Raw genomic sequence first — 19862 nt, 5'->3', positions numbered from 1 at the left:
CTGCCGATGGTGTTCCTCAGGAGACCGTCCGTACGACACCGCCGTCGACGCGGATATCGGCGCCGCTGATGTAGTCGGCATGCGTGCCGGCAAGGAAGGTCACGGCGGCGGCCACCTCCTCGGGTCGGCCGAACCGGCCGATGTCGTTGGGAAACCATGCGGCGGAGGCGGCCGCCTCGATGTCGTCCCAGCTCGGGCCCCAGCCATGGTCAGCGGCGACCCGCATCGTCATCTCGCGGGTTGGCTCGGTGAGGATCGCCCCCGGGGCGACGATGTTGGCGGTGACGCCTGTGCCGGCCAGTTCCCGCGCCAGGGACACCGTCAGGTTGTGCCGGGCGGCCAGTGTGGCGTTGTAGTGCGGTTGCATTGCGGCGGGTTGTAGCGCCAGCCCGCCGCCGATCTGGATGATGCGGCCCCACCCGCGTCTGCGCATGCCGGGCGCCAGGTGGCGGATCAGGCGGATTGCCGACATGACGTTGGCCTGATAGATGCCCGCCCACTGTTCATCGGACAACTCCGACCACGAAAGTCCGTCGTAATAGCCGGCGTTGTTGACCAGGATGTCGACATCGCCGGCGGCTTCGCAGACCGCGGCGGCCTCAGTGGGCGAGGCCAGATCGCCGAGAACCGGAACGGCGCTGCCACCGCGCGCTCGAATCCGGTCGGCAACAGCGTGTGTTCGCGCCTCGTCTCGTCCGTGAACAACAACGGAAGCGCCTTCTGCTGCCAGCATTTCGGCTATCGCCTGACCGAGCCCTGTGCTGGAACCACTGATCAGCGCGCGCTTGCCGGTCAAACCCATGTCCATGGCGAAACTCCTTGTATACGCTTGTAGACTTCGGATACGTCTACAGACGTAGACTTCGCACGCGATATTCCCCTAGCCTCGAGGAATGGCTGCCGGCCCGTATCGACCACGTAACGCTGCCGCCACCCGGGAGGCGATCCTGGACTCGGCTGTCCGTAATTTCGCCCGGGCGGGCTTCGACGGCGTCGGTGTACGCGAAATCGCCGGCGATGCCGGTGTCACCGCCATGCTGGTGAACAGGTACTTCGGGTCCAAGGAGAAGTTGTTCGCCGAGGCTGTGGAGACCGCCTTCGCGCCGCCGACGATCATCCCCGAAGGCGGTCAGTCGCCAGGCCGGGCGGCCGCCAGTGCGCTGGTCAGCCGTTCCGACCCCGGAACCGATGACCTCGCACCGTTCCTGATCATGCTGAGATCGGCATCGAATCCACGCGCGGCGGAGATCGTCCGCGACGCCATCGAGCGGCACGTCGGGCGGCGATTGGCGCGCCAGCTTCCCACCCCGGGGCGCCATGTTCGCACCGATCTGGTGCTGTCGGTGATCAGTGGGGTGCTCCTGATGCGGCGGGTGGTAGGCACTCGCGCGCTCAACGCGAAGAACACCCAGCACCTCGAGAGGCTGCTCGAGGCGGTCTTCGACACGATCAACGACACTTCCCTGAGCTGACGGCCCTGCCCAGGTTCCGTTTGTCGTTCGCCGCGGCGGGTATCTGCGAGGGGTGCTGAGGTGCTCATGGAGCAACTGACGCTTCTTCTGGCGCTCTTCGTCGCGACGGTGTTCCTGGCACCGCTGGCGACGCGCTTGAAGTTGCCGTATCCAGTTGTGTTGCTGGTCGCGGGACTGGCGGTGGCGTTCGTCCCGGGTATGCCGGCGCCGTCGATCAGTCCGGATCTGATTCTCCCGCTGGTGCTGCCGCCGTTGCTGTTCGCGGCCGCACGGCGCACGTCGTGGCGTGAATTCCTCGACAACCGCCGGGCGATCGGCCTGCTTGCTGTCGCCCTGGTCTTGGTGACGGCCTTCGCCGTCGGTGTCCTGGTGCATGCGTTGGTTCCCGGCGCCTCGCTGATGGCGGCGGTGGCGTTGGGCGCGGCGGCGGCGCCGCCGGATCCGGTGGCCGCCACGTCGGCGGTCCGCGAACTGCGTCTGCCACGTCGTTTGCGGACCACATTGGAAGGCGAGGGTCTGTCCAATGATGCGACGGCGCTGGTGCTGTACGAGGTGGCGGTCACCGGAGTGGTCACGGGTGCGTTGTCACCATGGGGCGCGGCGGGCAGCCTGACACTTTCGGTGGCGGTGGGCGTCGCCACAGGGCTGATTCTCGCTGTGGGTGTGCGCTGGTTGCTCGGAAAACTGCCCGCTCATCCGGTCGGCACCTCCCTGGTGCTGCTGATGCCGTTCGCGGCGTACGGGATTGCTGATGTGGCGCACGGCAGTGGGGTGTTGGCTGTGGTGACGCTGGCGTTGGCACTGAGTAGGCACCCTGATGCCGAGTCCGCGCAGACCCGGCTGGTCTCGGAAACCGCCTGGGACATCCTCGAATTACTGGTGACTGGGGCGGCGTTCGCGTTCGTGGGTCTCGAGTTGCGAGCGGTGGCGGCTGCCGTTCCGGGCGATCTCAGCGATCTGGTCAAACAAGCCCTGCTGGTCACCGCTGTCGTCATCGTCATCAGGTTCGTCTGGATCTTCGTCGTCGGCACCATCGATCAACGGTTACACGCGCGGTCGAACCCGGAAGCCGAGCCGGCCGGGTGGCAGGAACGCCTGATCGCCTCCTGGGCCGGGATGCGCGGCGTTGTCACCTTGGCAGCGGTGCTGGCCCTTCCGATGGACTTCCCCGAGCGGGACCGGCTGATCTTCATCGCGTTCGTGGTGATCGTGGTGACGTTGGCATTGCAGGGCACGACCTTGCCGTGGATCGTCCGCCGCCTCGGCGTTCAGGTGCCGCCCGAGGAAACGGCCGACGTGCAGCGCGAGCTGACGGCTCGGGCCCGCCGGGCCGGAATGCAGCGACTGGACGACCTCACGCGTCGCGGCGATGTCGACCAGCGGGTCGCCCGGGAAGCCGCGGACAACATGAACAAGGTGTGGCGGCGGATGGGTTTCGAGGAACCCGACGCCGCGCACAGCGACGAAGACGCCGGGTGCCGGGCACAAGCCGCCGAACTGGAAGCCGAAGTCCTGACCGCCGCCCGCGATGTCATCCTCTCGGCGCGCACCGAGCACGGGATGGACCCCACCATCGCCGACAATGTGCTGCGCAAGCTCGACGGCCATGGCACCACGCCGGAGTGACCAGAGCTCGAATTCGTCGAGATCCTGGGTGCTTGCACTGGCCAGAACATAGTCCGAAATACCCATTGACGCGTCGAGCGTCCGGCAGTGTCATGGATCAGAAGCCAGTGGGGGCGAAGTGACCAGTGCATTGAAGAAGAACCGGACCGGCCACCGGAAGGTCTTGGGGGAGTCGGCTCAGAAGGTGTTACACGTCGGCCGCGTGGGTGCCCTCGCGGTGTTCTTGGGCATCGGTACTGCCGTAGTGGGCGGTTACACCGCGACCGCCGTTTCCTGGGCGGACTCCGATTCCTCGACCAAAGAATCTGCATCTGAACGCGAAACGTCTTCGCGTTCAGATGAATCCAAGCCGCGCAACGGTGCGGGACCGGCGAAGCGCTCTTCTGCAGAAGACGACGGTGGTGAGCACTCCGGGAAGACGGTGCGTTCGGGTGCGAACCGCCCGGACGACGATACGTCGACGTCGTCCGAGAGCGCCAAGCGCCCAACGGCCTCGGAGAACCGTCGCTCAGACCGTGAGAGCAGCCGTGACCTGCCGTCGCCGAAACCGGGCACGGAGGTTGTTCTCGAGCAGGTGGATGAGGTGCCAGTTGCGCTGACCGACCCAGCTCCAGACCCCGCACCTCTGCGCGAGGTGGTCGAATTGAGCATGCTGGCTCATGCCCGCCGCGAGGCTGTTGACCGCAATGCGCCTGCTGCGCAGCGGATCTCCGCATCGGAGGTGGCCAGTGGTGCCGTTGACGCCGCAACCATTCCACGGACGCCCACCCCGGGTTACGACATTGCCCCCGACTGGGAAGACGCCTATACAGGGCAGCCCTCGTTTGCTCATCAGGTTCTGGTCACAGGCTTGCGGGTCGTGACTGCGGTGACGGAGGCGCTGGGCATTCCCTTCAATCTCGCATCCCCGTCCTTCGAGATTCCCTTCCTCACCGACGGAACGCCGCCGACGTTCTTGATGCCGGGCACGGATGTCACGAAACGGCAGTATGTCGATGAGCCGAGCGGGGCCACGTGGGACGAGTGGGTCATCACACCGGAGGCGCCGACAGGCGAGCGGGTGATCGCCGTACACGGCGGTGGCTTCACCTCGGAGGCAAACATTTTCACCTACCTCACCTATCACCAGTTGGCGCGGGACACCGGCGCCACCGTCGTCGTGCCGGTGTATCCCGTCATCGGCAAGGGCGGCACCGCCGCGACCGTCGTCCCGGTGATGGCCAACCGCATCGCCTCGGAAGTTCGCGCGTACGGCGCCCCGAATGTGAGTGTGCTGGGTGACTCCGCCGGGGGCAGCATCTCGCTGGCGGCCCTGCAACTCCAGGCCGCGCGAATCAGGAAGGGGGAGGCGGAGTCCGACTCGATGCCCAGTCGGCTCGTGCTCCTGTCGCCGTCACTGGACAGCAACGACCCGTACACCGAGTTGCCGTTCGACGACCCGCTCCTGGACCCGGAGGTCAGCAAAAAGAACCGCGTCGCCTGGCTCGCCGGCCTCGATCCCACCGATCCGCTGGCAAGCCCGGTCTTCGGCTCCCTCGACGGTCTTCCGCCCACCACGGTGTATTCGAGTTCGTTGGACCAGATCACGTTCCAGACCCTGAGGTTGCAGCAGAAGGCCGCCGGTGACAGCAATGTCACGTTTGTCCTGCGCAAGGGCCTGATCCACGATTGGGTGGTCTTCTACTTCCTGCCGGAGGCGCAGGCCGAACTACCCGGGATCTACGACGCCCTGGGAGTGCACCCGCAATCCGTGTGACCGGGGCCAGGAAGCGCGACCGGCGGTGTGCCTGCGTTCAGGTCTTGGTGAGTGCCAGCACCGGGATGGTGCGTACCCCGGCGGTCTTCTTCTCGTACTCGGCGAAGCCCGGGTAGCGGCGGGCCTGTTCACCGTAGATGCGGTCACGGTCGCTACCGGTGATCTCGGTGACGGCCATGGTGTGGGTGCTGGTACCGAGTTCGATCTCACCGCTGCCCGTCGCTGTGAGGTTGTGGTACCAGGCGGGGTGGGTGGGCGCCCCGGCCTTGGAAGCGAACACGTAGATCACGTCCGGGTTGTCGTCATCCGGCAGGTACATCATCGGCGTGACGGTCTGTTTACCCGTCTTGCGGCCCGTGTGGTGCACCAGGACCATCGGGGCACCCTCGAAGTTCCCGCCGACGCGTCCGCCATTGGCCCGGAACTCGTTGATTATCTGCGTGTTCCAGTCGTCCGGTGCGCTCATGGTGGTGACACTCCCGTCTGCGTGGTGGTGGTACGGCCATGCTGACCCTACGACGGCGCGCCCTCCTTCGAGGCGAAGTGCGGGCGGCTCGTGGGCAGGGGTTGTTCTGCGGCATCACCGGAGCAAGTGCCACGATGCGTTGATGGCTGTGACATCGGAGAGCGGTCGCCGGGGCCGCCCCCGCGACCCGGAGATCGAGAACCGCGTCTATGACGCGGCGGCTGCGCTGTATTCGCAGGCAGGCTGGAATGGCTTCCGGGTCGATGCGCTGGCCCGTCAGTCCGGGGTCGGCAAGGCCGCCATCTACCGGCGCTGGCCGACCCGGGTGCAGTTGCTGGCGCAGGTCCTGGTGGCACGCTCGCTGTACTTCGAGGACATCAACACCGGTGACACGCGGCGAGACCTCGAGGCGATGGCGGACCTGTACATCGCGCACTTGACCGGCCCGTACGGCAATCTGCTGCATCAGGTGCTCATCGACCGGTTGCATCACCCCGAGGTCCGCGATGCCTCGGATGACTACTACCGCACCCTCGTCCTGGCAGGCCGGCGGATCGGCCGGCGCGCGCTGAAACGCGGTGACGTTCCGTCCACCGCCGCCGCGACGTTGATGATCGACATGGTGATCGGCGGTATCCAGAACCACATCGTCACGACGCCGCGGGAGCTACGGGCCCAGATGCGTTCGCGGCTACCACAATTCCGCGACCACCTGGTCCGCGCGGCAATGGCCGGTGCCGCCACCCCGCTGCAGTGACGACCGGCTTCCGCGGATATCAGCCGGAATCCGTCTGTTAATCTCGTGTCGAGCCATCCGAGGAGAAGATCATGACGGCTGCTCTGGACGCAGAACTGCATGCACTGCGGGTGACGACGCGCGAGCTGCTGGCCAAGCACTGCTCAGAGGCGCAGGTCCGCGCCGCCATGGCCACCGACACCGGACACGACCGCGAGCTGTGGCGGCATCTGGCCGAGATGGGACTACCGGGCCTGCTGATCGATGAGCAGTTCGGCGGTGCCGGCGCGGGGCACGTCGCCATGGGTGTGGTCATGGAGGAGATGGGTGCTGCCCTGATGGGCGGCCCCTTCCTGGCCACCGCCGTGCTGAGTACCCACGTGCTGAACTGCAGCACCGACGACCGGGAGCGGCAGTCCGTGTTGCCCGGCATCGCCTCAGGGGAGGTGATCGCGACCGTTGCGTTCGCCGAGACCGTCCTACCGGCATCCGCCCGGCCCAACTGCATCGGCACCAGAGCGGTCCGCACCGGTGACCCCGGCTGGCAGCTGACGGGTCAGAAGTCCTATGTGCTGGACGCAGGTAGTGCCGACGTCATCTACGTGCTGGCGCAAAGCCCGGACGGGCCAGGGGTTTTCCGGGTGAACCCCGACGCACCCGGACTGACGGTGACGCCGCTGCAGACAGTCGACCAAACCCGGCGACAGTACTCGATCGTTCTCGAAGACACTCCCGCTCGGTCGGTGGGGGCGCCGGGAACAGGGACCTCGGTCCTGGCTGCCGCCCTGGATCTGACAGCGGTGGCGCTGATCAGCGAACAGGCCGGCGGCACGCGCCGGGCCATGCAATTGGCCGTCGACCACGCCAGGACCCGCTTCCAGTTCGGCCGGGCGATCGGCAGTTTCCAAGCCGTCAAGCACATGTGTGCGGACATGCTGTTGGAAGCCGAATCGGCGATATCCGCAGCCCGGCACGTCGCCGAGTCGTTCGACCGGCAGCGCCCCGGCGCAGGTGCGGATCTTGCTCTGGCACAGGCGTACTGCGCCGAGGCATACCTCAGCGTTGCCGCCACGGGCATTCAGGTGCACGGCGGGATCGGGTTCACCTGGGAGCATCCCGCACATCTGTACCTGCGCCGCGCGCGCACCGACGCCCAACTGCTGGGCGATCCGGTGCTGCACCGTGAAACCTATCTGCAGCGAAGCAGCACAGGAGGCCCGCATGTCCGACCCTGATACCTCTGGCGTGATCGCCGAGGTACGTGCCTGGCTGCAGCAGAACTGGGACCCCGCGCTCGACAGGGCCGACTGGCTGGACCGGGTGGTCACGGCGGGCTGGGCTGCTCCGAGCTGGGAACCGAGGTGGTTCGGCCGCGGACTCGGTCAGGACGAATCACGCGCCGTACGAGCCGAGTTCGAGAGAGTGGGCGCACCGGGATCGGGACAGGACCGGATGAACCTGTGGGCGGCCACCGTGCACGCGGCGGGATCCGAGGATCTGAAAGCCCGGCTGTTGGGTGGTTTCCTACGTGGACAGCTGCGCGGGTGCCTGCTCTACAGCGAGCCCGGCGCGGGTTCGGACCTGGCCGGGTTGCGCACCCGCGCTGTGCGTGACGGCGACCAGTGGATAGTCAACGGCCAGAAGGTCTGGACCTCATTTGCGCAGAAGGCCGACTACGGCATGCTGGTTGCCCGAACCGATGTCGATGTACCCAAACATCGCGGACTGACCTTCTTCCTGTTGCCGATGAAACAACCCGGTGTGACCGTGCGTCCGATACACCAGATCACCGGTGAGTCCGAGTTCAACGAAGTTTTCCTCGACAACGCCAGAGTCGCCGACAGCGACCGCATCGGCGATGTCAATGCGGGGTGGGCGACGCTGCAGCTCGCCTTGGGCCTGGAGCGCGCGATCATGGGCGGCTCGGCCCGCACCGACCGCGGCAGGGCGACCACCGAAGACGACGTACGCAAGGTGAGCCTTCGCGATCTGGCAATCCGGTTGGGCCGCTTCGACGATCCGGTTCTGCGCCAGGCGATCGCCCGTATCGAAGCGCTGCAGGCGGTCAATCGCTGGAACCTCGCCCGGTCGAAGTCGACCGCCAGCCAAGCCGAGCGCCTGTCGGTGCTGTCACTCAGCAAGATCGCGATGTCACGCATCCTGCATGAATCAGCACGGGTGTACACCGACCTGGCAGGTCCGGAATCCATGCTGGAAGGCCCCGAGCACCCACTGGGCGACGCCACCACCTTCCGCGCTCTCAACGCCTACTTCACCTCGATCGGCGGGGGCACCGACCAGATCCAGCGCAACATCATCGGCGAGAAGGTGCTCGGTCTGCCCAGGGAGCCCGATCCCTACCATGACCGGCCGTTCCGGGAACTGCCGCACGATCAAGGCTGACGGAGGGCCCGAAGGAGGGTTGTCACCTCTACACCACCCGCGACGCCTGGTACTGGGCCACCTGCCACCGGCCGCCAACCCGGGTGAGCACCACGCCGATGGCCAGCTCCACTGCGGGCCGGTCCGGGTAGCTGAACGTCGCGGCCAGATAACCGAATACGACATCATCTGCCGGACTACGGCTTTCGAGGACCCGGTAGGCGACCGTCATCCCTTCGGGTTGAGAACCGTAGTACTGGGCGACCGCGTGTCTGCCCACGCCGTAGGGGCGCAGGCCTTGGAACACCACGTCCTCGGTGAACGCGGCGGCCACCCGGCCGGGATCGTGGGTGTCGATCCCGGCCTTCCACTCGTCCAGGACGCTGACGAGGATCTCCGCGGCGGACATGTCAATGCCCCGCGCTCTGGCCGCCGTCGACGTGCAGGATCTCGCCGGTCACGAACGGCGCGTTCTCCAGGTAGAGCACCGCGTCGACGACATCGGCTACCTCGCCGAGGTGGCCCACCGGGTGCAGTGCCGCCAGGGCCTGGTATTCCGACGGCTGGTGCATCGGTGTCTTGATGACTCCGAGAGCCACTGCGTTGGAACGGATTCCGCGCGTGGCGTATTCGACGGCCAGCGCACGGGTCGCCGCGTTCAGACCACCCTTGGTCAACGAGGCCAGCGCCGACGGCACCGCTGAGTTGGCATGTTCGACCAGAGTGGTCGAAATGGTGACCAGGTGGCCACCCCGGGGATCGGGTCCCTGCTCGAGCATCCGGGCCACAGCGGCACGGGAGAGCTCGAAGAACCCACGGAGGTTCACTCCGGTGATGGCGTCATAGTCGTCGTCGCTGTAGTCGACAAACGGTTTGGCGATGAAGATGCCCGCATTGTTGACCAGGGTGTCGATCCGCCCGAAGCGTTCGATCGCCGCGTCGACGATCCGCCCGCCGACACCGGGTTGCCCGATGTCACCCGGTACGGCCAGGACCATCGGGTCGTCAGCGGCCGCGATGGTGCGGGAGTTCGCCACGACGGCGTAGCCGAGCTTGCGGTAGCCGGCCACCAGACCGGCGCCGATTCCTTGTGAGGCGCCGGTGATGAGTGCGACGCGGGGTGCAGATGTCATGTCCGTGTTCCTTTCAGTTGGTGTTGCACCGCAGAACGCGCCGTCAGCCGGCCGGCAATCCCCGGCCCAGGGACCAATCACCTCGCTACTGGTAGGCACAAGCTCCTACTGCACTACGCTGACCGGTGTGGAGCTGCGACAGCTGCGCTACTTCGTCACGGTGGCCGACGAGCTGAACTTCGGGCGCGCGGCCGAACGGCTGCGCATCGCGGGACCGTCACTCTCACAACAGATCAAGGCGCTCGAGCGCGACCTCAAGGTGCAGCTGTTCGACCGCGACCGGCGCTCGGTGGCGCTGACGGCCGCCGGCTCGGCGCTGCTGCCGCGGGCGCGGGCCCTCATCGGCCAGGCCGACGAGCTGCGGCGCCAGGCCCAGGGTCTGGCGACGTCGGAGCCCGTCCGCATCGGGTGCGTACAGTGGTGCCCCACGGACTGGGCCGAGCGGGCCGCGGGTGTGGCGCAGTTGCGGGTGGACACCTGGGTCATGCCTTCGCATGCCCAAGCCGCCCGCGTCGCGGACGGCAGCCTGGACCTCGCGATCTGCTGGGTCGAGCATGCGGACCTGCAGGCCTTGGCACTCGAGGCGCGACTGGCCGGCGCCGACCGGCTCTACGCGCTGAGTGCCGGGCCGGATTCTTCACCCGTTGACGCACGGGATCTGACGGTGTTGGTGGATTCCGACCAGTCGAGCTGGTCGTCGTGGAACAGATTCGCCGAGCAGTTCGCCGCGGCATCGGGTGCGCAGGTGGTTCGGGTCGAGGACGGGGGAGTGACGGGCTCGACCTTCTTCGACCACGTCCGGCGCCTCCGGCGTCCGCTACTCAACAACCCCAAGGGCCAGAACGACGCAACGCCGCCGGACCTGACCCGGCGGCCGGTGCAGCACCCGAGCCCGATGTGGACGTGGTCCCTGGTGTGGCGCCAAGATGAGCCGAACCCCTTGGTACATGCCGTGATCGAGGCCTTCACGGCGGGTGTCGACGTACCGGGACTGACCGAACCCGGAGTGTGGCTGCCTGCGGGCGACCCGCACCGCTGAGTTGCGGGCACGATGAGGCCGCGCCATCGTGAGCATGGCGACCAGCATCATCACGGTTTGCCTGCAGCGCAACCACTTCGATTCATCTGCAGTCATTCGCGCGCCGGTGATGACATTTCCCTAAGAGTCTGGCGGGATGGTGGACCTGGTGCGCCTCGAGGGGGATGCTCGGCGTGGACGCAGACTGCGAGAAGGGTGCAGTTGTGGATGATCTCAGCTTCGACAGTACCGATCTGTCCGAGACCCAGGACTTCCTCGTCAAGGCATACACCCGGCTGAAGATCGGCGGGCACCACCCGGCGCCGCAAACGCGGATACGACGGCACTGGATGGGACCGGTGAATGTCGACGAACTCGATTTCAACTTCGACATGGATTTCTACGTCGAGCCGCTGGGGCGGATCTGCGTGTGCCGAATCCATTCCGGAAGCCTCGACACCCGCTTCGACCGGGTCGAGGACGTCTTGACCCCGGGTGACATCGCCTTGCTGGCCCCGCCGGACAGCCCCTACAGCGGACAACTGCACCACACCCGCTACGACGCCACCATGCTCGAGCCCGGGCAACTCGACCGCATCGCAGCTCCGTCGGCGGGGCCGGTCGAGCGCTCGGTGCGACTGACCAGCCACCGACCCCTCTCACCCGAAGCGGGGACGCGCCTGAGCGCCTTCATCGACTATCTCCGCAAGCACGCCCTCGCCGGCGCCGGCGTCGACGAGTTCGGGCTGGTCGCCGACACGGGCGCGCAGATGCTGGCGAGCCTGGTCCTGGCGGCATTCCCCAGCACCGCTCAGCCCGAACCAAGCCACTGCGACCGCCACGACGCCTCCACCGCCGCCCTGCGCCGGGCCATCACCTTCGTCGACGACAACGCCCACCTGCCGATGTCGTTGGCCGATATCGCTGCTCATGTGCACATGACCCCACGCGGTGTGCAGTACCTGTTCCGGCGCCACCTCGACTGCACCCCCATGCAGTACCTGCGCAAAGTGCGCCTCGATCACGCCCACCGGGATCTGCAGCGGGCCAGCCCCGAGGGGTGCACCGTCGCCGAGATAGCCAACCGGTGGGGTTTTGCGCACCAGAGTCGCTTTGCCCACTACTACCGGCTGACCTACGGCATGTCGCCACGCCGCACCTTGAACGGCGGCGCGCTCAGGACGTGAGCCTGCGGGTCCGACGGAAGCGACGATGCCGGTCTGTAATGCTGATGAGGTGCGGCCGGATGGGGGAGAACCGATCGGCGGCGCTGCAGCACGAGGAGCCGACGCCCTACTGATCGGGGTCTTCGCGTTCGTCGTGAGTGTGGTGGGGGTGGGGCGCCCGTCGCTGTGGGTCGACGAGGCGGCAACCGTGACCGCCTCCAGCCGCCCGCTGGCCGAACTCTGGGCGCTGGTGCAGCACGTCGATGCCGTGCACGCCCTGTACTACCTGACGATGCACGGCTGGTTGTTGCTGACGCCGCCGGGTGAGGCGTGGTTGCGGTTGCCCAGCGCGGTGATGGTGGGCGCGGCAGCCGCCGGGGTGGTGGTGCTGGGAAGGCAACTCTCCGGTCGGTCCGTAAGTATCTGCGCCGGTGTGGTTTTCGTGTTGTTGCCGCGCACCACCTGGGCGGGCGTCGAAGCCCGGCCCTATGCCCTCACCATGGCATGTGCGGTGTGGTTGACGGTGCTGCTCGTCGCCGCGGTCCGCGGCCGCGCCAGAGGGCTCTGGGTTGCTTACGGTCTGGCACTCGCGTTGTCCATCATCGCCAATGTGGTGGTGGTGCTGTTGCTGGCGGCGCACGCCGTCGCGGTGGCGGGAATGGCGCCGCCGCGCCGGACGCTGCTCGCGTGGGTGGCCTCCACGGCCGCGGCGGTGCTGGCCGTCGTGCCCCTGATGATCGCGCTGCTACCTCAGCAGTCGCAGGTCAGCTGGATCTGGCCGATCAGCGCAGCGACGGCCGGGCAGATCTTCGCCGAGCAGTACTTCCCCTCGGTGTACTCGGACAGAGTGCGCGCGGTGGGCCCTGACCAGCGTGCGTTCACCGCCGAGCAGCTGGCGGTGGCCATGCAGGCGTGGGCGCGGGTGGTTCCCTTGATCAGCGTCATCGTCATCCTCGCCGCCCTGGCGGTGTGGAAGCGACGCCGTGCGGCGGATATCGGCCCGGATCCGCGGCTTCTGGTGAAGGTGTCAGCGGCCTGGATTGTGCTGCCCACTGCGGTGCTCGTCGGATACTCGGTGGTGGTGCGGCCGATCTATCAGCCCCACTATCTGGCGTTCACCACCCCGGCCGCGGCACTGCTGATCGGGCTCTGTGTCGTGGTGGTGGGCCGCGACGGTTGGCGCGTCGGTGCGCTTCTCGTGCTGATCGGGGTGGCGGCGGTGCCGAACTACCTTGCCCAGCGCTCACCGTTCGCCAAGTACGGATCGGACTACAGCCAGGTTGCCGACCTGCTGGCGGAGCGTGCCGCCCCCGGCGACTGCCTGCTGCTCGACGGCGCCATGAGTGCGTCGGCGGCCGATGGCATCGACGGCACCCGGCTGCAGCACCGCGATGGCCTGGTCGACGTCGGGTCGAAAAAGGAGGCCACAGACAATGATTCGCTGTTCAGCTCGAGACTTCCGGCCGATGATCAGGTGAACGCGCTGCGCAGCTGCTCGGTGGTGTGGATTGTCACCGACTACCACAGGGAGCCGCCGCAACTCGGTCTTCGAGTCGTCCACGAATGGCGGTTCAACCAGAGCCAGGTGGTTCAGGCGGTCCGCGCGCAGTGAGGGTGCAGGACTTCGCGCGGTGGGCTCTCCATGTGCCCCGACGCGTGTTGGTCGTCGCCGCCCTGGCGGCGGTGGCCGCCGCAGTCCTCGGTGTGCCCGTCGTCGCGCATCTGACCGCAGGTGGTTTCCAGGACCCGGCGGCGGAATCCGCGCGCGCCAATCACCTCCTGTCGGAGGTCTTCGGCAAAGGCGATGTGCAGCTGGTACTGGTCGTCAGCCATCGCGACGGACCTCGAAGCGTCGACGCCCAATCCGCGGGGCGACGGATGGTGGAACTGATCGAGGACAGCCAGAACGTCATCGGCGTGATCTCCCCGTGGACCTCGCCGCCACCCGTGGCCGACGCTCTCTACAGCGCCGACGGCCGGACCGGACTGATCGTCGCCGACCTGCGCGGGGGTGAGAGCCGAGCGCCCGGATACGGGCAGGGTCTCGTCGAGGCCGTCAACGCCGACGTGCTGCCCGACTTTCCCGAGGTGACGGTTCAGGCCGGGGGATCGGCAATGGTGTTCGCCCAGATCACCGACCAGACGTTGCACGACGTGCTGATCATGGAATCCATCGCCGTGCCGCTCAGCCTGCTGGTGCTGGTCTGGGTATTCGGCGGATTGCTCGCGGCGACGTTGCCGGTGGTGGTGGCCGCCGCCGCGATAGCGGGTTCGTTGGCGGTACTGCGTGGCATCACCGTGTTTGCCGATGTGTCCATCTTCGCGCTGAATCTGACCACCGCATTGGGATTCGCGTTGGCGGTCGACTACACCCTGCTGATCCTCAGTCGCTATCGCGACGAAATCGCCGGCGGCGCCGATCGTGACCAGGCGGTGCGGACCACGATGGGTACGGCGGGACGCACCATCGTGTTCTCGGCGCTGATCGTCACCCTGTCGATGGCAACGATGGTGGTGTTCCCCATACCGTTTCTGCGGTCGTTCGCCTACGCCGGCGTCGCGACGGTGATGTTGTGCGCGCTGGCGGCATTGGTGCTGACCCCGGCGCTGATCGTTGTCCTGGGCGCCCGCATCGGCACCCCGCGGGGCCGCCACCGCGGCCGGCGCCCCGAGCAGAATTTCTGGCACCGGAGCACCGCGTTCGTCATCCGCCATGCGGGGGTCCTGGGCCTGGCGGGCGCCGCGCTTCTCGTTGTTGCAGGCCTGCCGTTCCTGAGCGCCAACTGGGGCAATCCCGACGACCGTGTGCTGCCTGCCTCGGCGTCCGCACACCAGGTGGGTGACGTGCTGCGGGCGCAGTTCCCCGGCCAGTCGGGGACCGAGAGCGTCGCCGTCGTGGCGGATGCGCGGGGACTGACTCCGGCGGAGTGGGAGCGCTACGCGGCCGCGGCGTCGCGGGTGCCCGGGGTCGTGGCGGTGTATGCGCCCACCGGGACGTTCGCGCAAGGGCGCCAGGTCGGTCCTCGGGCCGGTGGCACCGACGTCCGGGACGGCAGTGCCTACCTGACGGTGGCCGGTTCGGCGCCGCTGTTCTCGGAGGCGTCGGAGACGCAATTGGACACTCTGCGCGCGCTGACCGGCCCCGGGGGGCGTGACGTCGTCATCACGGGTGCGGCCGCGACCAACCGTGACAGCGTGCAGGCCATCGCCTCACGGTTGCCCTTGGTGCTGGCCCTCATGGCGGTGGTGATCTTCGTGGTGCTGTTCGTGCTCACGGGCAGCGTTGTCCTGCCCCTGAAAGCGCTTGTCTTGAACACCCTTTCGCTGACCGCGGCTTTCGGTGCCCTGGTCTGGATCTTCCAGGAGGGCCACCTCGGCGCGTTCGGGACGACACCCACCGGCACATTGGTGGCCACCATTCCGGTCTTGTTGTTCGGCATCGCGTTCGGGCTGTCCATGGATTACGAGGTGTTCCTGTTGGCCCGTATCCGCGAGTTCTGGTCGAAAAGTGCCGGCGCGGTCGCCGATCAAGACCGCAGCGTGATCCTCGGTCTGGCCTACACGGGACGGGTTGTCACCGCGGCGGCGCTGATCATGGCGATCTCCTTCGCCGGCCTGATCGCCGCCCAGGTGTCGTTCATGCGGATGTTCGGGGTGGGCCTGGTGTTGGCGGTCCTGGTCGACGCCACGTTGGTGCGGATGGTGCTGCTGCCGGCATTCATGCATCTGCTGGGCAGGTGGAACTGGTGGTCACCGAGGCCGTTGCGGCGGTTTGCCCGCCCGGAATGAGTTTGGGCCGCCCGTCGCGGAGAACTCTGTAGAGCCCTGAACCGATCCGATCCGGCACGGGTTCCGAATGCTCATTGACGGAGTCGACAAAGACGAGGAGTCGGGGTGTGAGGATCAGTGAGCAGGTCGACGTGCAGCCGGGTGAGCCGAGGCTGCGCCCATGATGAGCTCCGAACTGGACGCGGCGGGTATCCGGGCACCCGACCTGCGTGAGGCCTATCAGTACTGCCGCACCCTCAACGCCCAGCACGGCAAGACGTTCTTCCTGGCCACCCGGCTGCTGGCACCGGAACAGCGTCCTGCGGTGCACGCCCTGTACGGGTTCGCCCGAAGCGCCGACGACATCCTCGACGATTTCGACAGCGATCTCGACACGGCCCAACGCGGCCAGCAGCTGCAACACCTGTCCAACCGGCTGGGCGCTGTCCTGGCGGGCGGAGCCCTCGGCGCCGACGATCTGGCGCTGGCCGCCGTCGCACATACCGCGCATACCTACGACATCGGCTGGGAGCTGTTCGACGACTTCCTGACGTCGATGCGGATGGATCTGACGGTGACCGACTATCCGGACCGGGCCGCGCTGGAGCGGTACATGTACGGATCGGCAGAGGTGATCGGCTTGCAGCTGTTGCCGGTGCTGGGCAGCGTGGGTCCCCGCGAAGACGCCGCGCCGTACGCCGCGGCGCTCGGCAAGGCCTTCCAGCTGACCAACTTCCTGCGCGACGTCGACGAAGACCTGCGCCGGGGGCGGGTGTACCTGCCCGCCGACGAGTTGGCTGCCCACGGCGTCGACCGGGAACTCCTGACGTGGTGTCAGCGGCACCAGCGCACCGACCGCCGCGTCCGCGCCGCGCTGGCCGACCAGCACGCGATCACCCGGGCGGTTTACGCCCAGGCCCGTCCCGGCATCAACACCCTGGCGCCGCGTTCACGCGCCTGTGTCTCGGCGGCGTTGACCCTGTACTCCGACATCCTGGCCCGGATCGAAGCGATCGACTTCGAGATCTTCGGTCGCCGGGCGCGGGTGGGACGGCGCCGGCGTGTGGCGGTGGCCGCCGTGGGTTTCGGTAAGGCGTGGGCAGCCCGGCTCCGGCGCGAGGCGGGGTGACTCGATGACGCTTGTCGGCCTCGGGCGCTCACCGGCGGCGCCCCGCTCCTGCCTTGTCGAGCAGCGGAACCTGCAGAGCCGCCCACGGGCTGATGGCCCAGCCCAGGGCGGCCGCGGTGCACAGCTCGTCCCACGGCACCCAGGCGTGGTCCATCACCTCGGCGGCCGCCGGGCGAACCGGCCCCACCGCCAGCGCAGTGAACACCGGGCAGACCTCGTTCTCCACCACGCCATCGGCTGCCACCGCGTAGTACCTGAAGTCGGGCAGCACACAGCGCAACCGGTCGACGCCGACGCCCAGCTCCTCGCGCACCCGCCGGTGCACGGCGTCGGGCAGGGACTCGCCCGGGCCGGGGTGCCCGCAGCAGGAGTTCGTCCAGACCCCGGCGAACGCGCGCTTGTGCAGTGCCCGCCGGGTCAGCAGCACCCGCCCGGAGTCGTCGAACAGATAGCAGGAGAACGCCAGATGCAGCGGGGTCGAGCTGTGGTGCACCTCGGACTTGGGAGCCGAACCGATGTCCTGACCCTCGTCATCGAGGAGTACCACCAATTCCGGGCTGTCGGCCACGCGCATGTCCACCACCGCTCATCGAAATCCGGACGCCCCTGTGGGCAGGTATCACTGCCGTATTCGGGGCCGGCGCCCGCCCGGATTGGTACAGCCACCGAACCAAGCACGAATGAAGTGGGTGCGCAGTGTCGGTGATCCTGGCCTACACCTCGCCCGCACTGGGCCACCTGTACCCGTTCTGTGCTCTGCTCGCCGAGCTGTCGGACCGAGGCCACGACATCCACCTGCGCACCCTGGCCGGCGGTGTAGACCTGTGCCGCCAGCAAGGGTTCACCGCCGAGCCGGTCGATCCGCGGATCGAAGCGCTGCACAACGACGCCACCGAGGGTGGTGTGCTCCGGGCGGCCACCGAGACCGTCCGGGTTCTCGCCCGGCGCGCCGCTTTCGAGGTCGGCGATCTCGCACGGGCGATGGCCGATGTCTCCCCGGACCTGGTGATGGTGGATTCGAACTGCTGGGGGGCGATGTCCTTCACCGAGGCCAAAGGGATTCCATCGGTGGTCCTTTCGCCGTTCATGCCGTACCTGCGCTCACCGGGCTCGCCGCCGTTCGGCGCCGGGGCCAGGCCGTGGCCGGGTCCGCTGGGACGGATTCGCGACTGGGGTGTCGGGCTGGTCACCCGCAGGGTGTTCGACAAGCCCTTCCGTGACGGAATGGACCCGGTCCGGGCCGCCCTCGGTGTGCCGGCGGTGCGGTCCGCCGACGCGCTGCTGCGCCGGGCACCCGCTGTGCTGGTTGCCACCGGCAAGCCGTTCGAGTACCCGCACACCGACTGGGGTCCGTCGGTGGAACTGATCGGTCCGGCGTCCTTCGATCCGGTGGGGGCCGAAGCGCCGGCGTGGCTCGACGAGATCGACGACCCGATCGTATTGGTCACCACGTCGTCGGTGCCGCAAGCCGACGAGAGGCTGGTCAACACCGCCCTCGAAGCGCTCGACGGCGAGCCGCTACACCTGGTGGCCACGTCCCCGACGCGGCCGGTCGGCGCCGCCTGGCGCCGGCCCGGGGCCACCCTGACGCAGTTCGTGCCGCACTCGTTGCTGCTGGAACGCGCGGTCTGTGTCGTCACCCACGGCGGTATGGGAATCACTCAGAAAGCCCTGAGCCGCGGAATCCCGGTCTGCGTGGTTCCTTTCGGACGCGACCAGTTCGAGGTCGCGCGGCGGGTGGAGGTCGCGGGCTGCGGTATTCGGCTACCGGCGCGCCGGCTAACGACGCCGCGGCTGCGCGCCGCGATCAACGACGCGATGACGATGACCGACGGGGCGTCCGCGGTGGCGGAAGGTTTCGCCGCGACCGGCGGAGTACGCCGCGGCGCCGACATCGTGGAACAACACCTGCTCAGGAGAACATCGGCGCGGGGGCTCGGCGGGTGAGGTCGTCGGCCACCTGTTCGGCCGCCCGGAGCACGCGCAGGATATTGTCGCCGGCCAGCTTGTCCAGGTCGGCGCGCGACCATCCCCGGTCGGTGAGGGCAGCGAACAGCCTCGGATACCCCGACACGTCCTCCAGCCCTTCGGGCATGGCCTCGCCGCCCATGTAGTCGCCGCCGACACCCACGTGGTCGATGCCGGCGACCTCGCGAACGTGCTCGATGTGCGTGACGACGTCGGCCACCGTGGCGACCGGCGGTGGCGACTGTCTGGCCAGCTGTGTCATCAGGGCGTCGTAGGCGGGGTCGTGTTTGTGCAGCCCGCGGCGCCGGGCCTCGGCGTTGGCTTCGACATGCCACTGCGCGACCGCCGGAGAGAGGAAGGCGGGCAGGAATGTCACCATGCAGACGCCGGCGTTCGCGGCCAGGGCCGTGAGCACATCGTCGGGCACGTTGCGCGGGTGGTCGCAGACCGCACGGGCGCAGGAGTGGCTGAAGATCGCCGGCGCCGCGGTCACGCGCAGTGCGTGCCGCATCACGTCGGCAGACACGTGCGACAGGTCGACGAGCATCCCGAGCCGGTTCATCTCGCGTACCACGGCCTCCCCGAAGGGCGAGAGTCCGTGCAGCACAGGATAATCGGTCGCAGAGTCGGCCCACGGCACGTTCTTGTTGTGGGTCAGCGTCAGGTACCGCACGCCCAAGGCGCGCATCGCGCGCAGCACCCCTAGTGACCCGTCGATGCAATGGCCGCCTTCCATCCCCAACAGCGAAGCGATGCGGTCTCCGGAAGCCTGCACCTCGTCCGCGGTGGTCGCCAGCACCAGTCGGCCCGGGTAGCGGGTCACGAGGCGCCGCACGAAGTCGATCTGTTCGAGTGTTGCGGTCACCGCCGCCGGCCCGTCGAAGAGCTCCGGTGAGACGTAGACCGACCAGAACTGCCCGCCGACCCCGCCGGCCCGGAGCCGCTCGAGGTCGGTGTGCAGATCGGGCACCAACGACGTCAGGTCAACGGCATCGAGGTTGTTGCCGTACAACTGGCGCATCGCCCAGGCCAGATCGTTGTGACCGTCGATCAGCATCGGAATCGAGTGTGCGCCGGCGGGCTCGGCACGCACAACCGTTGCGAGTGCACCGGGAATCCCCTCGCCGGCAGGGAAGTGGCGTGCGTGGCCCGACGCCCGCGTTGTGCAAACGCATGGCACCCCCCCGAGCGGGCAGTGCGGAGAGGAACGGCAGGGGCGTGAGGCAACCGCTAACCGTGCCG

At 67.8% G+C, this 19862-nt stretch carries 18 protein-coding genes; 12 read left to right on the top strand and 6 right to left on the bottom strand.

All coding sequences use genetic code 11. The annotated features are described in order from the left end of the window. Positions 1-16: 16 nt before the first annotated feature. On the bottom strand, positions 17-808 hold the full coding sequence (locus tag NL241_RS33310; protein WP_494396261.1) for an SDR family NAD(P)-dependent oxidoreductase: 792 nt from the start codon (positions 806-808) through the stop codon (positions 17-19). 85 nt (positions 809-893) lie between these two features. On the opposite strand from NL241_RS33310, the gene NL241_RS33305 reads away from it, so the two are divergent. The 3 genes from NL241_RS33305 (at position 894) to NL241_RS33295 (ending at position 4854) form a co-directional block, all read left to right on the top strand. Further along, a complete protein-coding gene (locus tag NL241_RS33305) occupies positions 894-1472 on the top strand; it encodes a TetR/AcrR family transcriptional regulator (RefSeq protein WP_494396260.1) in 579 nt (192 codons plus the stop codon). Between the two features lie 66 nt (positions 1473-1538). Next, positions 1539-3098: a cation:proton antiporter gene (locus NL241_RS33300; protein ID WP_487689927.1), complete on the top strand. Its 1560-nt coding sequence runs from the start codon at positions 1539-1541 to the stop codon at positions 3096-3098. Between the two features lie 583 nt (positions 3099-3681). Then, positions 3682-4854, top strand: coding sequence for an alpha/beta hydrolase (locus NL241_RS33295; RefSeq protein WP_494396259.1), 1173 nt, complete (start codon positions 3682-3684; stop codon positions 4852-4854). A 37-nt stretch (positions 4855-4891) separates the two neighbouring features. Here the strand turns inward: NL241_RS33295 and NL241_RS33290 are convergent, their stop codons facing one another. Continuing rightward, a complete protein-coding gene (locus NL241_RS33290) occupies positions 4892-5320 on the bottom strand; it encodes a nitroreductase/quinone reductase family protein (RefSeq protein WP_494396258.1) in 429 nt (142 codons plus the stop codon). 142 nt (positions 5321-5462) lie between these two features. Here NL241_RS33290 and NL241_RS33285 point away from each other — a divergent pair, with 142 nt between their 5' ends. From NL241_RS33285 to NL241_RS33275, 3 genes are all read left to right on the top strand, one after another. Further along, positions 5463-6077, top strand: coding sequence for a TetR/AcrR family transcriptional regulator (locus NL241_RS33285; protein ID WP_494396257.1), 615 nt, complete (start codon positions 5463-5465; stop codon positions 6075-6077). 71 nt (positions 6078-6148) lie between these two features. Continuing rightward, positions 6149-7291 (top strand): acyl-CoA dehydrogenase family protein, encoded by a 1143-nt coding sequence (locus NL241_RS33280; protein WP_494396256.1) that lies wholly within the window; start codon positions 6149-6151, stop codon positions 7289-7291. After that, complete coding sequence (locus NL241_RS33275; RefSeq protein ID WP_494396255.1) at positions 7278-8459, top strand: acyl-CoA dehydrogenase family protein; 1182 nt, start codon at positions 7278-7280, stop codon at positions 8457-8459. Before NL241_RS33280 ends, NL241_RS33275 begins: the two co-directional genes overlap by 14 nt. Before the next feature lie 28 nt (positions 8460-8487). Here NL241_RS33275 and NL241_RS33270 read toward each other — a convergent pair whose 3' ends face one another. Together NL241_RS33270 and NL241_RS33265 are read right to left on the bottom strand one after the other, a co-directional pair. Then, entirely contained in the window at positions 8488-8847 is a 360-nt protein-coding gene (locus NL241_RS33270) for a nuclear transport factor 2 family protein (protein ID WP_494396254.1), read from the bottom strand. Between the two features lies 1 nt (position 8848). Next, complete coding sequence (locus NL241_RS33265; RefSeq protein WP_487689942.1) at positions 8849-9571, bottom strand: SDR family NAD(P)-dependent oxidoreductase; 723 nt, start codon at positions 9569-9571, stop codon at positions 8849-8851. Between the two features lie 127 nt (positions 9572-9698). On the opposite strand from NL241_RS33265, the gene NL241_RS33260 reads away from it, so the two are divergent. The 5 genes from NL241_RS33260 (at position 9699) to NL241_RS33240 (ending at position 16652) form a co-directional block, all read left to right on the top strand. After that, complete coding sequence (locus tag NL241_RS33260) at positions 9699-10610, top strand: LysR family transcriptional regulator (protein WP_494396253.1); 912 nt, start codon at positions 9699-9701, stop codon at positions 10608-10610. A 203-nt stretch (positions 10611-10813) separates the two neighbouring features. Next, on the top strand, positions 10814-11776 hold the full coding sequence (locus NL241_RS33255; RefSeq protein WP_494396252.1) for a helix-turn-helix transcriptional regulator: 963 nt from the start codon (positions 10814-10816) through the stop codon (positions 11774-11776). 25 nt (positions 11777-11801) lie between these two features. Continuing rightward, positions 11802-13367 carry a glycosyltransferase family 39 protein gene (locus NL241_RS33250; protein ID WP_494396251.1) on the top strand — a complete coding sequence of 522 codons (1566 nt, stop codon included), beginning with the start codon at positions 11802-11804 and terminating at the stop codon, positions 13365-13367. Further along, positions 13319-15544 carry an MMPL family transporter gene (locus tag NL241_RS33245; protein ID WP_494396250.1) on the top strand — a complete coding sequence of 742 codons (2226 nt, stop codon included), beginning with the start codon at positions 13319-13321 and terminating at the stop codon, positions 15542-15544. The genes NL241_RS33250 and NL241_RS33245 overlap by 49 nt, the downstream gene beginning before the upstream one ends. 160 nt (positions 15545-15704) lie before the next feature. Further along, on the top strand, positions 15705-16652 hold the full coding sequence (locus tag NL241_RS33240) for a phytoene/squalene synthase family protein (protein WP_487689957.1): 948 nt from the start codon (positions 15705-15707) through the stop codon (positions 16650-16652). 28 nt (positions 16653-16680) lie between these two features. Here NL241_RS33240 and idi read toward each other — a convergent pair whose 3' ends face one another. Then, positions 16681-17226, bottom strand: coding sequence for an isopentenyl-diphosphate Delta-isomerase (gene idi, locus NL241_RS33235; RefSeq protein WP_494396249.1), 546 nt, complete (start codon positions 17224-17226; stop codon positions 16681-16683). Between the two features lie 122 nt (positions 17227-17348). Between idi and NL241_RS33230 the strand changes: the two genes are divergently transcribed. Continuing rightward, entirely contained in the window at positions 17349-18599 is a 1251-nt protein-coding gene (locus NL241_RS33230; RefSeq protein WP_494396248.1) for a glycosyltransferase, read from the top strand. Here NL241_RS33230 and NL241_RS33225 read toward each other — a convergent pair. After that, on the bottom strand, positions 18565-19677 hold the full coding sequence (locus tag NL241_RS33225) for a dipeptidase (RefSeq protein WP_494396247.1): 1113 nt from the start codon (positions 19675-19677) through the stop codon (positions 18565-18567). The genes NL241_RS33230 and NL241_RS33225 overlap by 35 nt on opposite strands. Positions 19678-19862: the final 185 nt, after the last annotated feature.

The organism is Mycolicibacterium sp. SMGY-1XX (assembly GCF_059132455.1).
This window is presented reverse-complemented; position numbering and strand designations above follow the sequence as displayed.

Coding starts and splice junctions, on each gene's coding strand:
- NL241_RS33310 (WP_494396261.1), bottom strand. CDS start 808: ATGGACATGGGTTTGACCGGCAAGCGCGCGCTGATCAGTGGTTCCAGC.
- NL241_RS33305 (WP_494396260.1), top strand. CDS start 894: ATGGCTGCCGGCCCGTATCGACCACGTAACGCTGCCGCCACCCGGGAG.
- NL241_RS33300 (WP_487689927.1), top strand. CDS start 1,539: ATGGAGCAACTGACGCTTCTTCTGGCGCTCTTCGTCGCGACGGTGTTC.
- NL241_RS33290 (WP_494396258.1), bottom strand. CDS start 5,320: ATGAGCGCACCGGACGACTGGAACACGCAGATAATCAACGAGTTCCGG.
- NL241_RS33285 (WP_494396257.1), top strand. CDS start 5,463: ATGGCTGTGACATCGGAGAGCGGTCGCCGGGGCCGCCCCCGCGACCCG.
- NL241_RS33280 (WP_494396256.1), top strand. CDS start 6,149: ATGACGGCTGCTCTGGACGCAGAACTGCATGCACTGCGGGTGACGACG.
- NL241_RS33275 (WP_494396255.1), top strand. CDS start 7,278: ATGTCCGACCCTGATACCTCTGGCGTGATCGCCGAGGTACGTGCCTGG.
- NL241_RS33270 (WP_494396254.1), bottom strand. CDS start 8,847: ATGTCCGCCGCGGAGATCCTCGTCAGCGTCCTGGACGAGTGGAAGGCC.
- NL241_RS33265 (WP_487689942.1), bottom strand. CDS start 9,571: ATGACATCTGCACCCCGCGTCGCACTCATCACCGGCGCCTCACAAGGA.
- NL241_RS33250 (WP_494396251.1), top strand. CDS start 11,802: ATGCCGGTCTGTAATGCTGATGAGGTGCGGCCGGATGGGGGAGAACCG.
- NL241_RS33245 (WP_494396250.1), top strand. CDS start 13,319: ATGGCGGTTCAACCAGAGCCAGGTGGTTCAGGCGGTCCGCGCGCAGTG.
- NL241_RS33240 (WP_487689957.1), top strand. CDS start 15,705: ATGATGAGCTCCGAACTGGACGCGGCGGGTATCCGGGCACCCGACCTG.
- idi (WP_494396249.1), bottom strand. CDS start 17,226: ATGCGCGTGGCCGACAGCCCGGAATTGGTGGTACTCCTCGATGACGAG.
- NL241_RS33225 (WP_494396247.1), bottom strand. CDS start 19,677: ATGCTGATCGACGGTCACAACGATCTGGCCTGGGCGATGCGCCAGTTG.